Here is a 4865-nt window from a genome sequence, read left to right as displayed (position 1 = left end):
ATAGAAGCGTTTACTTTGCTTGTTCGGATCAGTTTGCTCTAGCAAGCGCCCGATGTTATCATACCGCTTCTGTACTGTATTTCCGTCCGGAAACCTGATTTCGACTAAATCCCCCGACAAATTATACCGATAGCTAGTCGTCATCCCTCCAGCATCCTGAACAGCGATTACACGCCCCAATACGTCATATATATAAACTGTCATATTACCGTTGCCATCGTATACAAACCTAACGTTTCCTGCATAGTCATATTCGTAGCGATTCAATAGAAGCTGTTGACCTGATGGCTTAATTTCTTCTTTCATGATGAGCCGATTCATCTTGTCGTACGTTTCACGAATACCATTATTCGCCCCATCAAAGGTCGTTTTCGTGTTGACTACATCGTCATATACAATGCGATTCGCGCCATGAAGGAAATTTTCCTTTATGACCCTATTCCAGGCATCATATTCGTATTGAATCTCCGTTCCGTTAAAATTCCCTTTACGGACAAGCCGGCCGTTCTCGTCATATGTGTGCTGGGCAATGCCTCGTCCATTGGTTTCGGCAATCAGATTGCCGAGCGGATCGAAATGCTTCTCGATTTGCAGTCCGATCGGATCGGTAATGAACATCTTATTAGCCTGATCATCGTAAACGACTGTCGTCTTTGTTCCATCTGGATTGATTTCAGCCGTAATTCTTCCCAGTTTGTCATAAGTAAAAGAAGTAGTGTTGCCATTACCGTCTGTATATTTTGTCGGAAGCCCGCTTTCCGGAATATATTCCATGTGGCTTTCCACGAGTTCACTTCTGCCCTCTACGTTCTTTACTCCAACAATCTGTCCACTTAGATACATACTTTTGAACTTAGGGCTGAATTCTTGGTAGATGACAGTGTCATCCGTATCTCCCTTAATCCGAATCTTGACCGGGTTTCCCACATCATCATACTCATAATTCAACTGCTGAACGATGTTTCCACTGCCGTCTTTGGAGACGGCCTGCTTTAACTTTCCGCGAACTGTCTCGTACTCGTATTCAGAGAGTAAGGTCATATACCTGTCTATCGGTACGCTGCTCTTCGTCATGACGAAGAGCTTGTTAGGCAATACGTCGGTGTACTCATAACGGCTTGTGAAACCGAGCGGATTCGTTTCCGAGGTCAATTGCCCCCAGTAATCATACTCCCGCGTCGTAACGCGAGGGGCAGATGCGTAACCCCCTCGATAATGTGTCTCCTCGATACGGGTTGGATTCGGATTTTTTCGTTCTCTATCAAATTCATAACGGAACACCTGACGGTTATTTGTCTTTTCATCTCGAACTTCCGTTTTTGTGTTATAAATTGCCGAAGGCGCATCGTACGCTACAAATTGCTTTTCGTACGTATAGGTCGTCGTTTTGAATTTATCGTACACGTCTACAGAAAATTCGAAATTCTGCTCGATGTACTTTCCGCCATCCCCAATCCCATCTCTATCTAGCTCGTTATTCATATCCCTTGTGTATCTTAGAGTCAACTCATTTTTCCTGGTATATCTCGGCGAGCTATAATAATTCCTGCGGGATTTATAGCGAACCGCATTCTCTACTGCAAAGTCACCGATCTTTCGCTCAATCGTGCCTTCGAATCCAAATTCCGTGATAGCCTTGGTCGGATGTTCAATGACACCAAGCGCAATCATCTCGTTCTCTCCCCAGTATATTCTACGTTCATTCGAATATTTAGGGAGATTTTCATAAGATCTGACCAAATTAAATTGCAGGATGTTCCATACGCCATAGTCATACTTCGTCGAGCGACCAAGTGGATCAATTACTTCCGTTAAGATATCTTGCTCCCTATGCAGATAATCGTTCTTTATTTTACTAACTCTTTCCTTCTTATAAATCACTCTTCGATCTCCAGTTTGAATGGTAATCGTATTATCTGCGTTATAGAAAATATTCATTTCGTTCATATTACGGTGATCACTGGTCCGGCTTTGGATCCTATATAGAATTCTTCCCAGATCGGATTGATATTTATACGAGAATTGAATCCAGTTGCTGTCCTTGTCCTCGATTAAGATGAGTTCGCCAATATGATTAAAATATTGTTTGATTCCCGTCGTTTTATTAAGAAGCTCATAAGAAGCCCTCTCATCGGATTGCAATAATCTGTTCGATTTTTGAAAGTCTAAATCCCCAAGGGGATACCCGATTAATCGGTCATTCTCCAATGCATAGGTACCAGCACCTGAAATATAGATGTAATCATGATCATTTATCGTTTTAATGTATGAAACATCCCAGACCCACCCCTTGCCAAGACGGAATCTCTCTTCTTCCTTGGTTTCCTGCGTTCTATTTCTCCCATACTCATTCACATAAATATCGTCTTTTGCCAAGGAACTGTCATAAATTCTCCGCAGTGCAAAGTCCAAGCCGTTCGGTCCCGGCATAACCAAATCCGTTACTTCCACGCGCAAGGAGCCGTCCACAGGCGAGATATGGTCACTAACGGCTCCGACGGAGTAAGGGGCTTGATCCAATCGAAGCGGTTTATTGCGCAAAGCGATTTTATCATAAGGCTCTCGGTCAGAGAGCATCTGCACTCCATACACCGAATCCACTACCGAATATTCCTTCTTGGCATATACTTGCTCTGTCACACTTACCTTATATACAGTCTCTGATACGCTCTGCACTTGTTCCTGATGAGTGATAAGCGGATCTGGAGCAGGCTTCGGATAGGTATGATTCATGTATTGTTCATAGTCATTTCCTAGCTGCTTCGCCTTCAATCCTTGGTAGATTTGATGAAGCTCGTAGCCTTTGAATAACTCCTTCATCACCCAATCTCTGGTTACGTTAAAGGTTTCGGTAACAGAAGTAATCGTGATTAGTTCATCTGAGTCAATATCTGTGAAGGTCGCTTGAGGGGCATACACGCTGGAGGTTACCGTTGGTTCAGTCTTATTAATCGAGATTTCAGATGAAAAAGTTTCTTGCGCAGACGCAAGGGGCACACTAGTAATGAATAATATACATACGAGAATTTGTAATAACCATCTTCTCAAGGGAATCTCTCCATTCAATTATCATTCCGTGCTTATGCGATAAGGAAGTCTCGTTTTTCTGGTTCATGAAGGCTTATAATCAGGATTAAACCGTAAATAATGAACTACAATACTTGAATTCCATGTTTCGTTAGAATTCATTGGGACTAAGCTAGCAGAGATTTCCGCTTCTGCTACACCCAGCATTTTTTCCCCTTCAATGCGAATAGATTTCTTTTCACCTGGAGTTAGTATATAAGCTTCGCTAAACACCATCTTACCAGAACTATAAGGAAGAGAGACCACAATTTCTAATCTAGCATTAGAACTATGGAAAACCGAAATCTCGCCGGTTAATAAGAATTTGCTTTTTTTAGTAACATCGCCTATCTGTACATTTTGCGAGATTCCATACCTTCCCCATCTCCCTGTCTGTGCGTTTATTTTTTGCCCTCTGCCACTATAATGTTTTTCAAAGACTCTTGCTTTCTGATCGCCGTCATTTACTTTTTTCCATCCTAATGCTACTTCGCTATTATGACCAAATAAGGCAAGCAATGAATTCCATAATGCCTGCGGTTCTGTACTATACTCAAACGCTACATCATCAATCTCAACCATTCCGTTACTTCCATTACTGCTACTTTCAAAGCGCGCTCCTGCATAAATAGTTGCATAAACCGCACCCTTCGGAATGCTCCCTCTGCTTGATAAGGTAATATCCGTAGGACTATCAGATGAAGAAGTACTTGTCCCCAACAAAATACCGTCTTGATTAAAAAACGAAATGCGTAAATGTGATACTGTAGATAAAGTTCGTTTCAATATCCCCCTTAATTGAAAGTTCATTGAATCGTCTAGCAATATATTTTGCGTTAGGTATATTTCTTTGCTACCAATTCCGCTAAAAAATATAATTTGTCTCCTTTTTCCTCTTTCAAACCTACTTTCTGAGAAACTATAACGATTTGCATCACCAGTATATTGCCAGTAATCAAATATCCTCCCAACTTCTGTTAAGTTGATTTCTCCTTGAAAATCATGATTCATCAGCATGTTGAAGTAGTAATTGAAATCATAAGTAACATCAACACCTTTAATCGTTATTGATCCAGCAGCATTATTTCCCGTTGCTTGAATGAATAATTGAATGACTGCCTTTTTTGTATTAAAAGGAACACCACCTATTCCCTCACTCATTGTGTAAAAAAAATCGCCCGTTAACGTGCTCTTTTTCGTAACCCTTTTAATAATCTTGCCCGTATCATCTATAAAATCTAAAGCCATCACTACCTCGGCATTTTGCAATTGATCGATCTTCAAGGAGCTCTTCATACCAACGTATTTATCATAAATATATGGAATAGCAAATGTTTGTTTTATGCCAATTAAGCTTCCAGCAGTCATATTAGAAGCTTGGATTTGCTGATGATTTCTCGAGTCGATTTTTTTAATACTCGAACTGTAGGGTACATTACTGACGGTCATAAGCTCCCAGCCCTTTGCATTCCCCGCGGTATCTACTTCTTTAAAATTCCCGTTTGCAATTACACTATTGTACACTTTCTTGGAGACACTTCTCCCCGTCATAACTCCGTTCTGATCTGACTCATACGAGATTTCCGTTTCATCATTCATGATTTGCGTTATGTTTCCATTCGCATCATAGTTGTAAACGGATGCAAAAGAATTGACACTAGATAAGGAAATCGTCAAAAAAACTATTAACATAAATGAAATTGCATATTTCATACTTCACCTCTCCTTTTTGAATTTACTAACACGTCCCTATTAATCAAACAACCTCCCCCTGTTCTTTATAGGATTGTATATAATAA

Annotated in this window: 1 protein-coding gene and 1 pseudogene; both read right to left on the bottom strand. The window is 40.7% G+C overall.

Translation table 11 applies throughout. From position 1 onward, the window contains the following. Positions 1–3048: pseudogene (locus BBG47_RS27065) on the bottom strand (polymorphic toxin-type HINT domain-containing protein); the annotation flags it as partial. Between the two features lie 63 nt (positions 3049–3111). Then, on the bottom strand, positions 3112–4779 hold the full coding sequence (locus BBG47_RS27060) for a hypothetical protein (RefSeq protein WP_065294329.1): 1668 nt from the start codon (positions 4777–4779) through the stop codon (positions 3112–3114). Positions 4780–4865 lie beyond the last annotated feature (86 nt).

Source organism: Paenibacillus sp. KS1 (genome assembly GCF_001680695.1).
Lineage (GTDB): Bacteria > Bacillota > Bacilli > Paenibacillales > Paenibacillaceae > Paenibacillus_B > Paenibacillus_B suaedae.
Note: the sequence above shows the minus strand (reverse complement) of the source record. Positions and strands in the feature narration are given on the sequence as shown.